The sequence below is a fragment of the Acidovorax sp. BL-A-41-H1 genome, assembly GCF_051942715.1.
Genome location: NZ_JBPVJQ010000006.1, coordinates 1,177,687 through 1,195,053, shown reverse-complemented (window position 1 = coordinate 1,195,053; position 17,367 = coordinate 1,177,687). Strand labels below are relative to the sequence as shown.

Genomic DNA, 17,367 nt, shown 5'->3' with positions numbered 1-17,367 from the left:
TAGTGAACACGCCTTCCCGTCCCGTTGCCTACGCTTGTCTGGCCCTGAGCATGGCGCTCGTGGGCAGCTATGTGGCGCTCTCCAAACCGCTGGCGGCCGTGTTACCCGTCTTTTTGCTCGCATGGCTGCGCTTCGGCATCGGTGGCCTGGCGATGCTTCACTGGCTGAAGAAGCCTGCAGACGAGCCACCGCTCACACCGCACACCAAGCGCCTGCTGTTCCTCGAATCGTTTTTGGGCAACTTTCTCTTCACCATCTGCATGATCTACGGCGTCAGCATGACGGATGCCGTTTCTGCGGGTGTGACCATGGCTGCCATTCCTGCGGCCGTGGCGCTGATGGGGTGGGCGTTTCTCAAGGAACGCGTGGCGCCCCGCACCTGGGGCGCTATCCTGTGCGCGGTGGTGGGCATCGCCCTGTTTTCGCTGGCCAAGCCAGACGCTGCGGCGCACGGCGGTGCAAGCACGCCCCCGCCGGGCGGCGCTGACCGGGCATGGATGGGGCAACTGCTGTTGATAGGTGCCGTGCTGTGCGAGGCCGCGTATACGGTCATTGGCAAGAAGCTGACCGGGGCCATGGGCCCTAAGCGCATCACCTCGCTCATCAACGTGTGGGGCTTTGCGCTGACCACGCCGTTCGGCCTGTACCTAGCGCTAGGCTTCGACTTTGCGGCCGTGGGAACAGGCACGTGGCTGCTGCTCGTTTTTTATGCCCTGGCGGCCTGCATGTGGACGGTGTGGCTCTGGATGACAGGCCTGAAGGTTGTCCCCGCAGCACAGGGCGGTGTGTTCACGGTCATGCTGCCGGTCAGTGCCGCCGCCGTCGGCGTGGTGGCACTGGACGAGACGCTGACCGGCCTGCAGGTGCTCGCGTTTGCAATCGCGCTGGCCAGCGTCCTGCTGGCAACGCTTCCATCGCGGGCGGCCTGGCGCAGCGGGCGCAAGCCATAAAAACCTGTTCAAAGGCCAGGCTGCATCAAACTGACAGCGGCCCTGTGCTCACCACCATGCCGTCAGCGTCGGCATACAGCCAGTCGCCCGGCTGAATGCGCACCCCCTGAATATGGACTGCAACGTCGCGCTGCCCTTCGTTGCGGCGCTCGGTAGGCAGCGGAATCAGCGCCAGGGCGGCAATGCCCACCTGGGCCGCATTGAGTTCGGCGACATCGCGCACGCACCCGTCCACCACGATGCCGGCCCAGCCGTTGCGTGCAGCGGCTGCGGCAAGGTTGCCACCCACCAGCGCCCGCCGCAGCGAACCGCCACCGTCCACCACCAGCACCCGGCCCTCTCCGGGTGATTCCACCGCTGCCTTGACGTGCGTGTTGTCCTCATGGCACTTGACCGTGCTGACCGGCCCTGCAAACGCCGCAAACCCCCCATAGCGCTTGAAAACCGGCGGCAACACGCGGAATGACCCGGACGTATCCGCCTTGTGGACATCACAGAAATCGCATGTGCTGAAAGCGTGGACAACAGAAGCCGACATGGTGAAAAGACCTTTCTGAAAATCACGAAAAAACCGAGCGACGGTGCTGCGGGCGTGGGCTCCACCGCAAGAATGGCCGACGCGCATGCCAGCGCATCAACGCGAGCGCAGCAGTTTGCCGCAGCGAAAAGACTGCAGGCCATCACGGGCAAGCACTGCTGCGCCTCCCCAGCCCTGCCCACTGGCCCCGTAGTGCCACCAGCCGGGCGCAGCACCGCAGCTACAAATTGAGGCAAAAAAGCATTTTCTCCCTTGGAAACGCGATTTTTTCCCAGTAGCATCGCCATGCCAGAAGAAAGCACGGTTTTCGCTGGTGACACACTTACCTCCAACAAGGAAAACCCAACATGGCAACTGCAAAAAAGGCTCCGGCAAAAACAGCAACGGCAGCCAAGAAGGCGCCCGCCACCAAGGCCGCCGCCGCCCCCACCAAGAAGCGCACACCCAATGCCGCGTTCATGAAGGCGCTTACGCCCAGCCCCGCATTGGCCGCTGTGGTGGGCTCGCAGCCGCTGCCCCGTACGGAGATCATCAGCAAGCTGTGGGTCTACATCAAGGCGCACAACCTGCAGGATGCAGCCAACAAGCGCAACATCAATGCAGATGCCAAGCTCAAGGAGCTGTTCGGCAAGCCACAGGTGTCGATGTTTGAACTGGCTGGCCTGATTGGCAAGCACGTCAAGTAATCCCGCTGCCCCCCCGAAAAAGCCGGCACCGCCGGCTTTTTTTCGTCTGTACGGCGCGCAAGTGTGGCGCAATAGCGTCAATGCAAATGAGAATGACCCGCATTCGTTGTAACATTCTGGAGTTCGACCCCGCACAGCCATGTTGATCTAGCCACTGCCAGTCGCCCTTTCGCGGCGCGCCCTGCGCCGATTTGCACATTTCCACCGAAGGAGGCCATCTTGGCTCAATCACGCGCTGCGCGCCGCCGTTCCCTGTCGCGCCCCGACGCATCCCCCACACTCCAGCAAGCCACCACGCCGGCACGCGTATCCCCCGCAGACCTCTCGCTGATTCCCCTGGGCGCGCTGATGCTCGCCGCATCCATGGGCGCCATTGCGCAGGGCACCACGCCCGAAACCACCATGTCGACGGTCACCGTCAAGGAGTCGGCCGAAGTCCAGGGCAAGGACACCCTGCTTATCAAGAAGACCACGGTGGGTAAGGGCAAGCAGGACATCAAGGACATCCCGCAGTCCGTCACCGTCTTCACCGAAAAGCTGATGAACGACCGCAACCAGGATGACTTCCGCGAAGTGCTGCGCACCACTGCTGGCGTCACCTTCCTGGCGGGCGAAACGGGCGAGGAGGACGTCCGCCTGCGCGGCTTCTCGCTGGGCCAGGCCGGAGACATCTACATCGACGGCATGAAGGACGCACCGCTGATCGAGCGCGACACCTTCAACCAGGACCGCGTCGAAGTACTCAAGGGCTCGGCCTCCATGCTGTTCGGCAAGGGTTCCACCGGTGGCGTGGTCAACCAGGTCAACAAGTACCCCCTGCTGATCGACCAGCACGAGGCGGGCTATACCTTTGGCACAGGCAACTACCACCGCGCCACGGGCGACTTCAATTTTCTGACTGGCGAAAACCAGGCCTTCCGCCTGAACGCCATGGTGCAGGAGGCCGACAACTACGGGGCCAAACAGGACAAGCGCGGCATTGCACCGACCTATGCGTGGGGCATCGGCACGCGCGACGAGTTCTCGATCGGGCTGTATTACCTGGAAGCCAAGGGCCGTCCCATTTACAACCACCCATGGCGCCTTTCGCCCGACGGCAAGATCAACACGCCGCTGCCCGCGCGCAACTTCTACGGGCTGGAGAGCGACTACAACAACACCTCGTCGCAGTACGCGACGCTGGGGCACATCCACCGCTTTGGCGATGGCGGCGAATTGAACACGCGACTGCGCTACGGCACCTACAAGCGCGACATGCTGGCCAGCACCATCGGTTTTCAGAACAGCGCCATCACGCTCGACCAGATCAATGACAGCACCGTGCTGACGCGCGGCTCCAAGGGCCGGATCGGCGAAAGCGACGTGCTGCAGGTGCAAAGCGATTACTCCAACACCTTCAACTGGGGCGGGCGCAAGCACGCCATCCTGAGCGGCGTGGATTACTACGACGACGACGCCAAGCGCAACCAGAACTACGCCAACACCGCCACGCGGCCCACCACCACGGTGGGCACGCCAGACAACGGCGCATCAGTGGTGGACGCCCGTGCGCCGGTGCAATGGAACACGTTCAAGTCGCGCAACCTGGGCCTGTATGTGCAGGACACCATGTCGATCACCGACACGGTCAAGATCGTCGCCGGCCTGCGGTACGACAATTTCAAGGCAGCCTACCGCAACGCGGCGGGCAACCTGAGCAACGAGCGCTCCGACAGCCTGTTCAGCCCCCGCCTGGGCGTGATCTGGCAGCCTGACGAACTGTCTTCGTACTACGCGTCGTACGGCACCTCGTACAACACGTCGGGCGACACGTACCAGTTTGCAAACCCGGGCAATCTGACGGCCCGCGCCGCCAACACGCCGCCCGAAAAGAGCCGCAACATCGAGATCGGCAGCAAGTTTGAACTGTTCGAGCGCCGCGCGCTGCTGGGCGTGGCGATGTTCTACAGCGAGAAATACAACGAGCGCAACACCGATCCCGACACTGCAGCCGCGCAGGAGTTGCTGTCCGGCAAGCGCCATGCCACCGGCATGGAGTTCAACCTGGCCGGCCGCCTGACGCCGAAGTGGGAAGTGTTCTTCAACCACACCTGGATCCCGAGTGCCAAGATCGACCGCAGCAACGTGGTGCGCAACGCGACGGGCACTGGCGCACAGCTGCAGGGCGACCGCCCAGGCCTCACCCCCAAGCACAGCGGCAGCATCTGGAGCACCTACGCCATCACGTCCAAGATCCGCGCTGGTGCGGGCCTGACGTACCGCGGCAAACAGGCCCCCGAAGGCCAGCGCACGTACTACGCCAGCGGCTTTGCCACCGTGGACGCCATGGTCGAGTACGCGTTTGACGACAAGACCTCCCTCAAGCTGAACGTGAGCAACCTGACCGATCGCGTCTACGCCGATGCGCTGTACCGCGGCTTCTACACCCCTGGCGCGGCACGCACGGTGCAGATGACGCTCAAGACGCGCTTCTGATCTACAGCACTGCTGCGCCCCACGCATCCAACCTTTAACCAGAGCCCCGCCGATGTTCCTGCACATTCCTGATGTCCTTACGCCGCAGGAGGTGGCGGAATTCCGCGAGGCTCTGGGGCCGGATGCGCCTTGGGTGGACGGCGCGCGCAGCGCGGGCGGGCAGGCCGTGCACCACAAGAACAACCTGCAGCTTTCGCAGGGCAGCGCGCAGTCGGCCAAGCTGCAGGCGCTGGTGCGTGCGGCGCTGCAGCGCAATGCGCTGTTCTTTTCGGCCGCCCTGCCGCGCCGCACGTTCAACCCGCTGTTCAACAAGTATGGCGATGGCGCCAACCACTACGGCGACCATGTCGACAGCGCCGTCATGCACTCGCGGGCCGACAGCTGCTGGGTGCGCAGCGACCTGTCGTGCACCCTCTTTCTGACCCCGCCGGACGACTATGAAGGCGGCGAACTGCTGATCGCCGAGGGCATGGGCGACAAGCGCATCAAGCTCCCCGCAGGCGACATGGTGCTGTACCCCAGCAGCACCGTGCACCAGGTCACACCCGTCACCCGGGGGCACCGCATCAGCAGCTTTTTCTGGGTGGAGAGCATGGTGCGCGGGCTGGAGCAGCGCAAGCTGCTGTTTGACATGGACATGGCGCTGCTCCGGCTGCGCCAGCGCGTTGGCGAAACCGACCCCTCGGTGATTGCGCTTTCGGGCACTTACCACAACCTGCTGCGCATGTGGGCCGACGTCTGACTCCACAGCCCCAAGCCCCAGCTTGACACTACTATTTTGATAGCAAATGGTGCATATGAATCAAGCGCCTGGGGCTTTTTTGACCATGAAAAGCACTCCAGCACTGCAAAAAGTCCCTCCCGGGCTCTTCACGCTCGCCGACCACGAGCGGCATGCCCTGCAGGCGCTGGATGACAACGCTGCCGCCTACTTCTGCGGCGGTGCTGCAGACGAAATCACGCTGCGCAGCAACCGCGCGGCCTGGGACAGCCTGCAGCTGTGGCCCCGCGTACTGCGGCCCCTGGCAGGCGGCCACACCCGCGTGCAGCTGCTGGGCCGTGAGCTGGCCCACCCCATCATGCTGGCGCCCGTGGCGTACCAGCGCATGGCGCACCCCGACGGAGAACGCGCCACCGCCTTTGCCGCCGCGGCCCTCGGCGCGGGCATGGTGCTCAGCACCCAGGCCAGCGAATCGCTGGAGGACGTAGCCGCCACCGTGCTGCCCGACCCGGGCCGCGGGCCGCTGTGGTTTCAGCTCTATCTGCAGCACGATCGGGGCTTCACGCAGGCACTAGTCCAGCGCGCAGAGGCAGCGGGCTATGAAGCGCTGGTGCTTACGGTGGACGCCCCCACCAGCGGCATCCGCGACCGCGAGCGGCGCGCCGCCTTCCGGCTCCCCGCGGGCATCCACGCTGTGAACCTGCGCGGCCTTGCACCGCTGCCTCCGCGCCCGCTTGCGCACGGCCAAAGCGCTTTGTTCGACGACCTGCTTCACCATGCCGCCACCTGGGCTGACGTCGAATGGCTGCAGTCCATCACACGGCTTCCAGTGCTGCTCAAGGGCGTGCTGCACCCGGCCGACGCACGCCAGGCGGCCGCTCTCAACGTCGCTGGCCTGGTGGTCTCCAACCATGGCGGGCGCACGCTGGATACCGCGCCGTCCACCGCAGCCGCCCTGCCCCGCATCGCACAAGCGGTACAGGGCTGCATGCCGCTGCTGGTAGATGGCGGCATCCGCCGCGGCACCGACGTACTCAAGGCCATGGCGCTGGGCGCCACGGCAGTGATGGTGGGGCGCCCGTACATCCACGGGCTGGCCAACGCGGGCGCAGCTGGCGTGGCGCACGTCATCCGGGTGCTGCGCGATGAGCTGGAGGTGGCCATGGCGCTGACCGGTTGCGCCACGCTGGCTGGTGCCACGCCGGACATGCTGACAGCGGCAGACCGCAGCTAACCACGGCGCCACACCGGCCCAGGCAGGCCGCTCGCGTCACCTCAAACCCATAGCCAACGGGTACGCGCTACACGCTGCAACGGCCACCCGCGGGGCGACTGCCCGCCATTCCGGCGCAGAGGCCGCTCCGCAAAAGCCTGCGTCAGGCTCAGCGCTGGCGGGCCGTTGCCTTCGCTGGCAGGCCGTCGAGCAACGGCGCGTTGGCGCTGCTGGCAAGGGTCAGGGCCAGGCTGTCGCTGGCCACCAGCCCGCCCCATTGCTGGTTGGCGCCCCCGGTGCAGTTGTAGGTGATCAGCCTGCCGACGTTGTTCGTCAACGACCCCCCGCTCAGATCCAGGCAGCGCCCTCCCCTGGCAATACGCAGGGAAACACTGGTATCCCAGACCTGGTTGTCAGCACGTGTGTCGCACGGCGTAAGCCGCACCGCATTGGCTCCGCCCTGGTCCGCCAGGCACAGCGACAGGTCCGCACGGCTGCGGATACTGCCTCGCCCGTCCAGAATCCACTGCTCGCCTGCCCCGCCAGAGCACAGCGATTTCGCCGCCACCTGCACTTCGCTGCCGGTCTTTTGCACGCAGTTACCGTTGGGCATGGTCATGGGCTGTGCGGCAGGCACCAGCGGCGGCTGGTAAAGCCCGAGCGTGCTCAGAAACTCGATGAAAGCCGTCTGCGCAGCAGGCGCTCCTGCCTTGAGCGCAGGCCCGTAGGCATTCATCCAGCGGTTGAGCCGCATGGCCTGCTGCTGTTGCTCCTGGTAGCGCTGCAGCTGCGCGCGGGCAGGCGCCGAAAGCTCCTGGGCATGTGCCGAATGGCTGTCGAGCAACACCTGGGAGGCCGCGCTCAGCGAAAGCACTCTCTTGCCATCCAGCGCCAGCAGCGCCGATTCCAGCGAAGGCAACTCGCTGCGCCGCAACGCCGTGTACCCCGCTTCCTTGCCTACCACCACCGGTGGGTCCATCGCTGGATGACTGGTGGGGATATCGACCGTGTACAGATCCTCGGCCGCAAGACCAGGCGTCTGGCAGGCCAGCGTGGCGCGGGTGGGCTGCTCGCTCTGCGCCAGGTTCACGTGCAGCTTGTTCACCAGGTCGGCCTGCATGCGCCGCCCCGCCAGTGCAATGCGCTGCGAAGCCTGGGCCGCAAAGTCCACACGCAGCCAGCACTGGCGCGGCTCGGTCGTGTCCACGGCCTTGTCGGGCAGCGCAAACACGTTGCCCCAGTTGGAGCGCAGCGGTGCATAGACAAGCGCCTTGCCGGTCACGGGGTCGTACCCACCCAGCAAGGTCACCACAGGCACGCCGTGCAAACGCGGCGCAGGAAACTTGCCGGTGGCGCTGTTGAACCACACGGCACTCTGGCTGGGCACTGGCGGGGCAAATTCGGCCATGGTGCGCGTCGCCGCATTCCACTTGCGGTAGCCGGTAGCCGACGTGGCCGAGGGCACGGATTTGTCCAAGCTGGGCTGGATGGCCCGGCGGGTGCTGTAGCCGGTGTAGTGCGTGTAGCGCGACAGCGCACTGGTGAAGTCGCCACCCGCCATGGCGTCTGGCGCAAAGCGATAGGTGTTGTCGAGCACAGGCACACCGCCCAGGCCGCCCGTGGTGGCGCGGTTCCACAGCACGTTGCCGCGCATGCGCTTGCGGTGCCCCATGTAGCCCCACCCGCTGTCGTGGTGGTGCGCCGCCCAGAAGTAGTTGTCGCCCACCTGCCCGGGGTAGTGGCCCAGGCCGAAGTGATGGCCGATCTCGTGGCTGAACTCGTTGCCCTGGCTGCTGATGAGCGTGAGGATGCTGTTGCCGCCGCTCAGCCCATGCGTGACAACGCCGTTGGTGTACACGCCGCGCGCATGGTGCACCACCACGCTCTGGAACACCTGTGGCTGCTGCTGCGACTGCATGCCCGAACTGGTCACGCCATAGTTCGCCAGATTGATGCCGACGCTGAACGTGGACTTGGCGGTGTTCTCGCGCATGTCCCCGCTGTAGACATCGCCGCTGGTGGCGCTGGCGCTGTCATAGATCGCGCCCGAGGCCACCATGACCTTGGGCAAGGTGACGTCTTCGTAGTAGGCGGCCGTGAGGCGCGCTGCCGGAATGGTCTGGAAGTAGTCGGTGGCAGCCGACGCTGGCTGGCTCAGGAACCACTGGTTGGCATCGTTGCGCTCGGGCGCCGTGAGCATGCCCAGCCGCACGCTGTGCACGACAAGCTCCGCCGCCGATGCGAATTCGATACCTGCGGCGCCCAGACTGCCCGAGCGGCTGCGGTTGTCGCTCACGCGCAATTCAAGGCCGGGCTGTACCCAATCCCACGGCAGCACCACCGACCAGGCCCTGCGCGAGTACACATAGTCGGGCCGGCCGTCGCTGGCGGCATAGTCTGACCGGTAGATCTCGTTGGGATGCCGCATCGGCAGCGTGCCCTTGCTCAGGCCGTTGACCGACACCTGCACCTGAAGGCTGTCGATCTCGCCCAGCGAAGGGTCGGGCGTGACCAGCAGCAGGGCCTCGCGTTCCATCGTGAGCATCGGCATCTCACGCGCCGCATTGCCCGAAGGGTCGACCGTATGGCTTTGCGCAAACTGCACCATGGCCGGCAGGGAGCCGCCCAGGTCGTTGCGCACTATGCGGGTCTGCCCTGCCTTGTCGCGGTCGTAAAAGCCCACGGCATCGACCGGCAGGTACTTGGCGCCAACGGGCTCCATGTACGGACCGGGGCCCGGGGGCGGCGCGGGCACGGGCGAAGGAGCGGGACCTGGGATTGGTGAGGGAGACGGCACGGGTACAGGCGCCGGGCCGGGCGCCGGTGCGGGGACGGGCGCCAGCGGTGGCGGGCCGCCCGGTGAGGGCGATGGTGCCGGCGGTATCGACCCCGGCGGTGGCGCCAGCGGTGGCACCGCCGGTGGCAGGCCGGTAGCGCCCGGGTTATTCCCGCTATCCCCGGGGTTCCCCCCGCAACCTGCCAATGCGGCAGCCCCCATGAGCAGCGCGAGCAGTGCCCCCCGTTTTTTGTTTTTCATTGTTTTACTGCGTGGTAACCAGGCCGCGAATTCTAGGTACGGCTCGGTACCACCCCTCAGTACCGGCCGCACCGTTTCAAAGATTTACATCGCTGCCCCTCAGCCATTCCACCTTTACTCGAATGGGTCAATGGTCACGATTGCAAATACAACCAATTCGCATTTATACTTTCGCTATCGTATTGCCAGCCCTTGCTGCTCCACCCCATGATCGTCTGTGTCTGCCGCCGGATCTCCGACCGCGAAATCGCCCGCCATGCGCGTGCTGGCATGAGCTTTGATGAAATCCAGTTCGAGCTGGGCGTAGCCACCCAGTGCGGCTGCTGTGAGGGTTGCGCGCGGGATGTGGTGGCGCAGTGCAGCCCCACCCGCCCCGTGGCGGCCTTGCACAATGAAGCGGCTGCACACACCATGGCGGGCGCCTGCCCCGCTCGGTAATGCCAGGCTCAGATCTGGTTTTTACACTCGCCGGCAGTGTGGTCCTGGTGGCTGCATCGGCCTGGTGGATTTTTCGCGGCTGAACCGCATTTTCGAACCCCGTTTGAGGTCTTTTGGCCGCTAGCGCTTGCTCCATAAGCGCTTAGTGCTATCTTTTTTATGTCGAACCCAGATCGTTTTGCCAAGCCCGGTGGCGTCAGCCGCAATGCCGTCATCGTCGGCTCGGTGGTGGCGCTGCATGTGGCTGCCCTGTGGGCACTGCAATCGGGTCTGTTGCGGCGCGCGGTTGAAGTGGTGGTGCCTGCCGAACTGATCAGCGAGTTCATCGCGCCGCCAGCGCCCAAGGCGGCGCCGCCTGCTCCGCCCGCGCCGTCTGTGCCGCCTCCGGCTCCGCGTCCTAAGCTAGCGCCGCCGCCACCCCCGGCGCCGCTGGCCATTGCGGACCCCACACCCGCACCCAACGCACCCACCGGTGTGACGCGGCCGCAGCCCCCCGCGCCCTTGGCGGAGGCGCCAGCCCCGGTAGCACCGCCTGCCCCCGCCGCGCCCCTGGCGCCGCCCGCGCCTCCCGCACCGCCGCGCATCGAGATGCCCTCCAGCGATGCGGCCTACCTGAACAACCCCAAGCCTGCCTATCCCGCCATCAGCAAGCGCATGGGCGAGCAGGGCAAGGTCGTGCTGCGCGTGCTCATCGGCACCGACGGCCTGCCGCAAAAGGTCGAAATCAGCCAATCGAGCGGCTTTGATCGCCTGGACCGCCAGGCGCAAGAGGCCGTGATGCGCTGGCGCTTTGTGCCAGGCAAGCGCAACGGCATCCCCGAAGCGATGTGGAACCTGGTTCCCGTCAACTTCGTCCTCGAATAAACACCATTACCGCACAGGGAGCTCTCTCATGGAATCGCAATTCGGCATCGCCAACGTCTGGATACAGGGCGACTTCGTCACGCGCGCCGTTGCCGTCATCCTGCTGGCCATGTCACTGGCCTCGTGGATCGTCATCCTCATCAAGGCGCTGGACATCATCAAGTTCAAGAAGCACACCCGCAGCGCGCAGGACTTCTGGCACAGCGAGGACTTCGCGGCAGGCCTGGCCAAGCTCGGCAACGACCCAACCAATCCATTCCGCCACCTGGCCCTGGAGGGACGCGAGGCTACGGCCCACCACCGCAATACCAAGGCGCACCTGCACGACGCGCTGGACGTGAGCGACTGGGTCACGCGTTGCCTGCGCAACTGCATTGACGAGTTCACCGCGCGCCTGCAGTCAGGCCTGGCCATACTGGCGTCGGTGGGGTCGACTGCGCCGTTCATCGGGCTCTTTGGCACGGTGTGGGGCATCTACCATGCACTGCTGGCCATTGGCACATCCGGCCAGTCCACCATCGACAAGGTGGCCGGGCCGATTGGCGAGGCGCTCATCATGACGGCGCTGGGCCTGGCGGTGGCCATCCCGGCCGTGCTGGGATACAACGCGCTGGTGCGCGGCAACAAGTCCATCCTGGGCGGGCTCAACAGCTTTGCCCACGACCTGCACGCCTACTTTGTGACCGGCGCCCGCGTGAACGCTGGTGGTGACCAGGGCAGCAAGGTACTGCCCCTGAAGAAAGGCAACTGAGCCATGGCTTTCGGAACACAGGACGATGCCGACGAGGTGATGAACGAGATCAACATGACGCCGCTGGTGGACGTCATGCTGGTGCTGCTCATCATCTTCATCATCACGGTGCCGGTGATGAAGCACTCGGTCAACGTGGACCTGCCACGCGCCACCAACCAGCCCGAGGACATCAAGCCCGAAACGGTGCGGCTGTCCGTGGCAGCCGACGGCAAGTACTTCTGGAACGAATCGCAGGTGAGCGACGAAGACCTTCTGGCCCGCCTGCAAGCCGAAGCCGCCAAGCAGCCCCAGCCCGACCTGCACATTCGCGGCGACAAGGAAGTGCGCTACGAACGCGTGGCCCAGGCCTTGGCCGCAGCGCAGCGGGCGGGTGTGCGCAAGATCGGCTTTGTGACTGAGCCGCAGCCCTGAACTCGAAGGGCACGCGGAGCGCAGGCAAGGCAGGCCTGCCGCGCACCGATTCAGTGACCCAGAGGTCCGTTCCGTCTGGCTGACGCGGCACGCATACCCGCACCGAAGAGCTGCCAAAAACGCGGCACGCCAGCGACTGCCGGATGTTTGTAGCGCCCTGCGCCTCCCGATTCACACACTGAAACGAAAATCCCGGTTGACTTGTAATTGCGAATCGTTATCATTAGCGATATTGCAGAAACATCTCACCTGCCACAGGAAAACTTCATGCAAGCCACCTTGACCGCCGCCTCGATCATGCTCCGCACACCCGGCGATGACTGCCAGGCAGCCGCCCGCCCCCATGCGCTCAATACCAGCGAACCCTCAGCCGCCGTGGACAGCAGTGCCCTGCTGCAGGGCCAGAAGGCAGTGTCCATCAGCCACAACGGGTCGGTATACCGCCTGCAGGCTACCAAGCTCGGAAAACTCATCCTTACCAAGTGACGGATGTGCGGGCCCGACTACCGGCCTCGCACCCACACCGGTTCACTACTCATCTGCACAAGGTTTCATCGTGGGGCGACTCCGGGGCTGATCGCAGTCCCAAAGGGTCGTTTTTGCCAGCCAACGGGGCAACCCGCGTAGCCAGGCTTTTTTTCAGGTGCCCACACGATGCCACTGCACGCAAAACGCAAAAAACCGGCACTTGGCCGGTTTTTTCATGGGTCTGAAGCCAAACTGGCCTCAAGCGCTTGCAACTGAATGCCCAATTGCTATCAATTAAATAGCAATCCATTCTGGCGGCAGTCACCGCAGCTCTGGGGGCCGCGTGCTGGCCGCCACGCGTATCAAAGCCCGATGGCAGCGATGCCCGCGCGGGCCACTTGCGCATCTTCGGTCGACTTCACACCGCTGACGCCCACAGCGCCCAGGCACTGGCCGTCCTTCATGATGGGCACGCCGCCTTCCAGCAGGCCGTCAATGGTCGGAGCGCTCAGGAACGAGGTGCGGCCGCCGTTGATCACGTCTTCATACACCTTGCTTTCGCGGCGGCCCAGCGCAGCGGTACGCGCCTTCGACGGCGCGATGTGGGCCGACACGGCAGCGGCGCCGTCCAGGCGCTGCAGCCACAGCAGATGGCCGCCATCGTCCACGATGGCGATGGTCACGGCCCACTGGTTCTTCAGGGCTTCTGCTTCAGCGGCAGCGGCAATGGCCTTGACGTCGGCGAGTTCGAGTTCGGGTTTGGTTTTCATGGAAGCAAGAGGTGCTGGATAAAGGGCGCGCCCGCCGGCGCGGGCCGGCAGCAACGGGGAAGTCCGAGCATATCGGGAAGTACCGGGCTGCTCACCCCCACCCAGGGTGAAAGAACCCTTACCAAAAGTAGGTAACCGGGCGTGGATTTAGGGGTCCCAAAATGCCGCGCGCCGTAAAATTGCGGCTGTCTGCGACTTGCAGGCCAACTAGGAGAGACGCAAGATGATGAACGAACAAGTCACCACCCTGGGCCACTCTGCGGGTTATGGCATCTCGCAGGAGGAGCGCCACAAGGTGCTTCGCAATACATACTGGCTGCTTGCCCTGAGCATGCTGCCTACCGTGCTGGGCGCCTGGATTGGCGTGGCCACCGGCATTACACGCTCGCTGAGCGGCGGTCTGGGGCTGATCGTCTTCCTGGGCGGCGCCTTTGGCTTCATGTATGCCATCGAAAAGACCAAGCGCTCGGCGGCAGGCGTGCCCGTGCTGCTGGCATTCACGTTCTTCATGGGCCTGATGCTGTCGCGCATGATCGCCATGGTGCTGGGCTTCAAGAACGGGTCGGAGCTGATCATGACGGCGTTTGCCGGCACGGCAGGCGTGTTCTTCGTAATGGCCAGCCTGGCCAGCGTGATCAAGCGCGACCTGTCGGGCATGGGCAAGTGGCTGACGGTGGGCGCGCTGGTACTGATGGTGGGCGCTGTGGTCAATGTGTTTGTAGGCTCCACCGCCGGCATGATGGCCATCTCGGTGGCTGCCATCGGTATCTTCAGCGCCTTCATGCTCTATGACCTCAAGCGTATTCTGGACGGCGGCGAGACGAACTACATCAGCGCCACCCTGGCCCTTTACCTGAGCGTTTTCAACGTGTTCCAGAGTCTCCTGGCCCTTCTGGGCATCATGGGCGGCGAGCGCGAGTGACGACTGGGGCATCGCTTTGATGCCCTCACCCTGCAAAAAGGCTCCTCCGGGAGCCTTTTTTCTTGCGCGGCGAAAGGTCAACGCTCAATACGGCGGTGGACGTGCCGATAATGAAAGCACATGTATCGCAAACCTGCCCTTCCCGTGGTCCGCCTGCTGGCTGCAGCCGCCGCCGTGTTGGTGCTGTCTGGCTGCAACAAGATTCCGGGCCTCGGACCCGATCCGCGGGTAGCGCAGCGCGAGGAAGAAGCCAAGGCCATCGGCGGCGCCTGCCGCCACGCACTGCGCGGGCTGGAAGACTGCTACACGCTGAACCCCAAGTCGGGCAAGGCTGCCATCTTTGCGGGCTGGAAAGAAATGGATGCCTACATGCGCGAGAACAAGCTGGAAGGCGCGCCCTCCGTGCTGGGCAAGGCCGAAAAGCCCGCGCGCGACAAGCCGGCCCGTTCGGACGATATCGAAACCGAGCCGCGCGATTCAGGTACTGGGCGCAGCCGCAGTTAGCTTACTTACCCGGTAGCAGGGCAGCGGCGCACGGCCCGTCCTGACTGCCCACCTTCCCCAGCGGACACTTCCAAGGCAAGCCTGCCGGCCTCCATTCCAGGCTGGCCCGCTGATCCTCAAACCCGGTCGAACACCGCCATGCTTTCCACATGCGCTGTGTGCGGGAACATGTTCACCATGCCGGCTGCCGTGCACTGGTAGCCGCCCAGGTGCACCAGCAGGCCCGCATCGCGCGCCAGCGTGGCGGGGTTGCAGCTCACGTAGACAATGCGCTTGGGCGGCGTCCAGCCCTCGGCGCCCGCGGGCAATGGCTCGGCGCCCTCGGCACCAATGCGGGCTTGTTCCAGGTCGGCCAGCGCCTTGGCCAGTGCAAACGCGCCCTCGCGCGGCGGGTCTACCAGCCACTTGTCGGCCGATCCATCTGCCACCAGCATCGCAGGTGTCATCTCAAACAGGTTACGCGCTACAAATTGTGTAGCTGCCAACGCTTTATGGTCGTGCGCTACCGCCCTATTGAGCTCATAATTTTCGCGCGAGCGGGCCACCAGGGCCTCGCTGCCCTCGATGCCCAGCACCTCACGCGCCTGCGTGGCCAGCGGCAGCGTGAAGTTGCCCAGCCCGCAGAACCAGTCGATCACGCGCTCGTGCGGCTGCACATCCAGCAGGCGCAGCGCGCGCGAAACCAGCACGCGGTTGATGTGCGGGTTGACCTGCGTGAAATCGGTGGGCTTGAACGGCATGGTGATGCCGAAATCGGGCAGCGCGTACGAGAGCTGCTCGCCGCCCTCATCCAGCAGATGCACCGTGTCCGGCCCCTTGGGCTGCAGCCACCACTGCACGCCGTGCTCGGCCGCAAAGGCGCGCAGCCGGGTCAGGTCGTCGGCGCTCAGGGGTTCCAGGTGGCGCAGCACCATGGCGGTCACGGTGTCGCCGCAGGCCAGTTCGATCTGCGGGCAGGTGTCGCGGGCGTCCATGCCGGCGATGAGTGCACGCAGCGGCATCAGCATGGCGTCCACATGGGGGGGCAGGATCTTGCAGGTCTGCATGTCTGCGATGTAGCGGCTCTTGCGCTCGTGGAAACCCACCAGCACCTGGCCCTTCTTGATGACATGGCGGACAGCTAGGCGCGCGCGATAGCGGTAGCCCCAGGCGGGCCCCTCGATCGGCCGCAGCACCATCTGCGGGCGCACTTTGCCCAGGTGCCACAGGTTGTCTTCCAGCACCCGCTGCTTGACGGCTACCTGCCCCCCTACATGCAGGTGCTGCATCTTGCAGCCACCGCAGGCGCCGCCATGCAGGCCGAAGTGTGGGCAGCCGGGACGCACGCGCTGGGAGGATTCGCGGTGGATGGCCGTCAGGCTGGCCTGCTCCCAGTTGTTCTTCTTGCGGTGGGTGTTGGCAGTGACCTGCTCGAACGGCAGGGCGCCATCGATGAACACCACTTTGCCGTCAGGCCGGCGGGCCACGCCCTGCGCCTCCAGGTCCATCGACTGCACCTGCAGCCAGCCCGGTGGCAAGTCATCCGCTCCCTGGACGGCGGGTTCAAACGAGGGGGATAGTTCTTTCGGTTCGCTCATCCCCCGATTGTCTCAGGCTGCAGGGCCTGCCCGGCTGCCACAGCCTGACCGGGGTCCCGTGCAGCGCGCAGCCCGAAGCGGGCCGCTCAGCCGCGGTCAGCCCGGGCGGCGCGGGCCATGGGCGTGGCGGTGGAGGCCCCTTGCGATGCCATCAGCGGCAGCTTGTTGATGGTGATCTCGCAGCCAGTGTTATCCGAAGAAAACACCAGGGTCGCACCGGGCGCCACAAAGGGCAGGGTTTCATGGATCTGGCGCGACATGTCGACCGGCGGCTCGGGTGCACGGTAGATGATTTCCTGGCCGGGGCTGTACACCACATAGCAGGCTGCGGCGGCGTTCTGGGCGAACAGGGCTGCCAACAGGGCGGCGGCAATAGGCAGGGCTTTGTGCAGTGCTTTCATGGGCTTTTCTCCTCACGGGCGAAGGGTCCGTTTCGGCGGATTATGCGGGCATTGGCCTGCAGCCCCAAGGCGGCGCAAAGGCCCTTTGTTTCCGTGCTGTCCCTAGCGCAGATGCAGGTGGTTGGTGTGCTTGACCTCTTCCATCACGGCATAGGTGCGTGTCTCGCGCACGCCGGGCAGCTGCCACAGCACGTTGCCGGCAAACACCCGGTAGGCGTTCATGTCGGCCGAGCGCGTCTTGAGCAGGTAGTCAAAGCCGCCCGCCACCATGTGGCATTCCATGATCTCGGGGTGCACCTGCACGGCAGCCTTGAACTGGTCGAACACGTTGGGCGTGGTGCGGTCGAGCAGCACCTCCACAAACACCAGCATCCCGGCGCCCAGCTTCAATGGATTCAGGCGCGCCTCGTAGCCCAGGATGAAGCCATCGCGCGTGAGGCGCTGCACGCGCGCCAGCACCGCCGTGGGCGACAGGGCTACGGCTTCGGCGAGCTTGAGGTTGGCGATGCGCCCGTCTTCCTGCAGGATTGACAGGATCTTGCGGTCAATGCGGTCCAGATCGGGCTGGTTTTCAGTCATGGCTAGATTTTTGTGCGGTGCTTCTACCGATTTTCGAACATTTATTCATCGAATGCTCG

At 64.9% G+C, this 17,367-nt stretch carries 18 protein-coding genes; 12 read left to right on the top strand and 6 right to left on the bottom strand.

The genetic code is table 11. From position 1 onward, the window contains the following. Positions 1–50 precede the first annotated feature (50 nt). The gene (locus ACTPOI_RS18705) at positions 51–950 is read left to right on the top strand and encodes a DMT family transporter (protein WP_440112684.1); all 900 of its coding nucleotides are present in this window, start codon (positions 51–53) and stop codon (positions 948–950) included. Between the two features lie 25 nt (positions 951–975). On the opposite strand, the gene rraA is transcribed toward ACTPOI_RS18705, so the two are convergent. Continuing rightward, the gene (gene rraA, locus ACTPOI_RS18700; RefSeq protein ID WP_440111483.1) at positions 976–1,488 is read right to left on the bottom strand and encodes a ribonuclease E activity regulator RraA; all 513 of its coding nucleotides are present in this window, start codon (positions 1,486–1,488) and stop codon (positions 976–978) included. Positions 1,489–1,835: 347 nt separating this feature from the next. Between rraA and ACTPOI_RS18695 the strand changes: the two genes are divergently transcribed. The 4 genes from ACTPOI_RS18695 to ACTPOI_RS18680 all read left to right on the top strand — a co-directional run bounded on the left by ACTPOI_RS18695 (position 1,836) and on the right by ACTPOI_RS18680 (position 6,604). Continuing rightward, positions 1,836–2,174, top strand: coding sequence for an SWIB/MDM2 domain-containing protein (locus ACTPOI_RS18695; RefSeq protein ID WP_069106125.1), 339 nt, complete (start codon positions 1,836–1,838; stop codon positions 2,172–2,174). A gap of 348 nt (positions 2,175–2,522) precedes the next feature. Continuing rightward, positions 2,523–4,649, top strand: a complete 2,127-nt coding sequence (locus ACTPOI_RS18690) for a TonB-dependent receptor (RefSeq protein WP_440112682.1) — start codon at positions 2,523–2,525, stop codon at positions 4,647–4,649. 52 nt (positions 4,650–4,701) lie between these two features. After that, a complete protein-coding gene (locus ACTPOI_RS18685; protein WP_440111481.1) occupies positions 4,702–5,391 on the top strand; it encodes a Fe2+-dependent dioxygenase in 690 nt (229 codons plus the stop codon). 85 nt (positions 5,392–5,476) lie between these two features. After that, on the top strand, positions 5,477–6,604 hold the full coding sequence (locus tag ACTPOI_RS18680; RefSeq protein ID WP_440111479.1) for an alpha-hydroxy acid oxidase: 1,128 nt from the start codon (positions 5,477–5,479) through the stop codon (positions 6,602–6,604). A 148-nt stretch (positions 6,605–6,752) separates the two neighbouring features. On the opposite strand, the gene ACTPOI_RS18675 is transcribed toward ACTPOI_RS18680, so the two are convergent. After that, positions 6,753–9,305 carry a M66 family metalloprotease gene (locus tag ACTPOI_RS18675; RefSeq protein WP_440111477.1) on the bottom strand — a complete coding sequence of 851 codons (2,553 nt, stop codon included), beginning with the start codon at positions 9,303–9,305 and terminating at the stop codon, positions 6,753–6,755. A gap of 522 nt (positions 9,306–9,827) precedes the next feature. On the opposite strand from ACTPOI_RS18675, the gene ACTPOI_RS18670 reads away from it, so the two are divergent. The 5 genes from ACTPOI_RS18670 to hemP all read left to right on the top strand — a co-directional run bounded on the left by ACTPOI_RS18670 (position 9,828) and on the right by hemP (position 12,573). Next, positions 9,828–10,058, top strand: a complete 231-nt coding sequence (locus ACTPOI_RS18670; RefSeq protein WP_440111475.1) for a (2Fe-2S)-binding protein — start codon at positions 9,828–9,830, stop codon at positions 10,056–10,058. A 159-nt stretch (positions 10,059–10,217) separates the two neighbouring features. Continuing rightward, the gene (locus tag ACTPOI_RS18665) at positions 10,218–10,922 is read left to right on the top strand and encodes an energy transducer TonB (protein ID WP_440111473.1); all 705 of its coding nucleotides are present in this window, start codon (positions 10,218–10,220) and stop codon (positions 10,920–10,922) included. Positions 10,923–10,950: 28 nt separating this feature from the next. Then, positions 10,951–11,673 (top strand): MotA/TolQ/ExbB proton channel family protein, encoded by a 723-nt coding sequence (locus ACTPOI_RS18660; RefSeq protein WP_440111471.1) that lies wholly within the window; start codon positions 10,951–10,953, stop codon positions 11,671–11,673. A gap of 3 nt (positions 11,674–11,676) precedes the next feature. Further along, entirely contained in the window at positions 11,677–12,087 is a 411-nt protein-coding gene (locus ACTPOI_RS18655) for an ExbD/TolR family protein (RefSeq protein ID WP_440111469.1), read from the top strand. A 267-nt stretch (positions 12,088–12,354) separates the two neighbouring features. Beyond that, positions 12,355–12,573, top strand: a complete 219-nt coding sequence (gene hemP, locus ACTPOI_RS18650) for a hemin uptake protein HemP (protein WP_440111467.1) — start codon at positions 12,355–12,357, stop codon at positions 12,571–12,573. A gap of 344 nt (positions 12,574–12,917) precedes the next feature. Here hemP and ACTPOI_RS18645 read toward each other — a convergent pair whose 3' ends face one another. Beyond that, positions 12,918–13,325 (bottom strand): GlcG/HbpS family heme-binding protein, encoded by a 408-nt coding sequence (locus tag ACTPOI_RS18645; RefSeq protein WP_069106132.1) that lies wholly within the window; start codon positions 13,323–13,325, stop codon positions 12,918–12,920. A 226-nt stretch (positions 13,326–13,551) separates the two neighbouring features. Between ACTPOI_RS18645 and ACTPOI_RS18640 the strand changes: the two genes are divergently transcribed. Then, complete coding sequence (locus tag ACTPOI_RS18640; RefSeq protein ID WP_440112680.1) at positions 13,552–14,247, top strand: Bax inhibitor-1/YccA family protein; 696 nt, start codon at positions 13,552–13,554, stop codon at positions 14,245–14,247. Positions 14,248–14,367: 120 nt separating this feature from the next. Further along, positions 14,368–14,751, top strand: a complete 384-nt coding sequence (locus ACTPOI_RS18635; protein ID WP_440111465.1) for a hypothetical protein — start codon at positions 14,368–14,370, stop codon at positions 14,749–14,751. Between the two features lie 116 nt (positions 14,752–14,867). Here ACTPOI_RS18635 and rlmD read toward each other — a convergent pair whose 3' ends face one another. The 3 genes from rlmD to ACTPOI_RS18620 form a co-directional block, all read right to left on the bottom strand. Next, complete coding sequence (rlmD, locus tag ACTPOI_RS18630; protein WP_440111463.1) at positions 14,868–16,328, bottom strand: 23S rRNA (uracil(1939)-C(5))-methyltransferase RlmD; 1,461 nt, start codon at positions 16,326–16,328, stop codon at positions 14,868–14,870. Positions 16,329–16,414: 86 nt separating this feature from the next. Beyond that, positions 16,415–16,729: a hypothetical protein gene (locus ACTPOI_RS18625; RefSeq protein ID WP_440111461.1), complete on the bottom strand. Its 315-nt coding sequence runs from the start codon at positions 16,727–16,729 to the stop codon at positions 16,415–16,417. A gap of 102 nt (positions 16,730–16,831) precedes the next feature. Then, positions 16,832–17,308, bottom strand: coding sequence for an Lrp/AsnC ligand binding domain-containing protein (locus ACTPOI_RS18620; protein ID WP_440111459.1), 477 nt, complete (start codon positions 17,306–17,308; stop codon positions 16,832–16,834). Positions 17,309–17,367 lie beyond the last annotated feature (59 nt).

Excerpts from the sequence above, each read along its gene's own strand:
- rlmD (WP_440111463.1), bottom strand. The coding sequence starts at position 16,328 with ATGAGCGAACCGAAAGAACTATCCCCCTCGTTTGAACCCGCCGTCCAG.
- ACTPOI_RS18690 (WP_440112682.1), top strand. The coding sequence starts at position 2,523 with ATGCTCGCCGCATCCATGGGCGCCATTGCGCAGGGCACCACGCCCGAA.
- ACTPOI_RS18640 (WP_440112680.1), top strand. The coding sequence starts at position 13,552 with ATGAACGAACAAGTCACCACCCTGGGCCACTCTGCGGGTTATGGCATC.
- ACTPOI_RS18665 (WP_440111473.1), top strand. The coding sequence starts at position 10,218 with ATGTCGAACCCAGATCGTTTTGCCAAGCCCGGTGGCGTCAGCCGCAAT.
- hemP (WP_440111467.1), top strand. The coding sequence starts at position 12,355 with ATGCAAGCCACCTTGACCGCCGCCTCGATCATGCTCCGCACACCCGGC.
- ACTPOI_RS18705 (WP_440112684.1), top strand. The coding sequence starts at position 51 with ATGGCGCTCGTGGGCAGCTATGTGGCGCTCTCCAAACCGCTGGCGGCC.
- ACTPOI_RS18655 (WP_440111469.1), top strand. The coding sequence starts at position 11,677 with ATGGCTTTCGGAACACAGGACGATGCCGACGAGGTGATGAACGAGATC.
- ACTPOI_RS18660 (WP_440111471.1), top strand. The coding sequence starts at position 10,951 with ATGGAATCGCAATTCGGCATCGCCAACGTCTGGATACAGGGCGACTTC.
- ACTPOI_RS18635 (WP_440111465.1), top strand. The coding sequence starts at position 14,368 with ATGTATCGCAAACCTGCCCTTCCCGTGGTCCGCCTGCTGGCTGCAGCC.
- ACTPOI_RS18685 (WP_440111481.1), top strand. The coding sequence starts at position 4,702 with ATGTTCCTGCACATTCCTGATGTCCTTACGCCGCAGGAGGTGGCGGAA.
- ACTPOI_RS18620 (WP_440111459.1), bottom strand. The coding sequence starts at position 17,308 with ATGACTGAAAACCAGCCCGATCTGGACCGCATTGACCGCAAGATCCTG.
- ACTPOI_RS18645 (WP_069106132.1), bottom strand. The coding sequence starts at position 13,325 with ATGAAAACCAAACCCGAACTCGAACTCGCCGACGTCAAGGCCATTGCC.
- ACTPOI_RS18625 (WP_440111461.1), bottom strand. The coding sequence starts at position 16,729 with ATGAAAGCACTGCACAAAGCCCTGCCTATTGCCGCCGCCCTGTTGGCA.
- ACTPOI_RS18695 (WP_069106125.1), top strand. The coding sequence starts at position 1,836 with ATGGCAACTGCAAAAAAGGCTCCGGCAAAAACAGCAACGGCAGCCAAG.
- ACTPOI_RS18675 (WP_440111477.1), bottom strand. The coding sequence starts at position 9,305 with ATGGAGCCCGTTGGCGCCAAGTACCTGCCGGTCGATGCCGTGGGCTTT.
- ACTPOI_RS18670 (WP_440111475.1), top strand. The coding sequence starts at position 9,828 with ATGATCGTCTGTGTCTGCCGCCGGATCTCCGACCGCGAAATCGCCCGC.
- ACTPOI_RS18680 (WP_440111479.1), top strand. The coding sequence starts at position 5,477 with ATGAAAAGCACTCCAGCACTGCAAAAAGTCCCTCCCGGGCTCTTCACG.
- rraA (WP_440111483.1), bottom strand. The coding sequence starts at position 1,488 with ATGTCGGCTTCTGTTGTCCACGCTTTCAGCACATGCGATTTCTGTGAT.